Raw genomic sequence first — 255 nt, 5'->3', positions numbered from 1 at the left:
CGTATTGCATCAATAATTTCCGCCGCAGCGCGCAAATCCGGCCTTCGCAGGTGACGTTGCAGGATTACACCTTCACCGCCCCGAACTGGCCGGCGCAATTTCAGGACCAGCCGCGGCGGATGCCCTACCAGCATGCGGCTTATGAAATATTTGATTATCCCGGACGCTTTAAAGACGAACAGCACGGCGAAGATTTTGCCCGTTATCAGATTGATGGCTGGCGTAATAACGCGGATATGGTCTCCGGAACGTCTA

General features: G+C 54.1%; 1 protein-coding gene. It reads left to right on the top strand.

Features of this window, described 5'->3' with window-relative positions; translation table 11 throughout:
• Window positions 1-255: contractile injection system protein, VgrG/Pvc8 family (locus tag J1784_RS00095; RefSeq protein WP_274387285.1), on the top strand; the 255-nt coding region annotated here is incomplete at both ends.

It is taken from the genome of Rahnella ecdela (assembly GCF_019049625.1).
GTDB classification, from domain to species: domain Bacteria; phylum Pseudomonadota; class Gammaproteobacteria; order Enterobacterales; family Enterobacteriaceae; genus Rahnella; species Rahnella ecdela.
The sequence above is the reverse complement of the archived record's forward strand: the minus strand, read 5'-3'. Positions and strand labels throughout refer to the sequence as shown.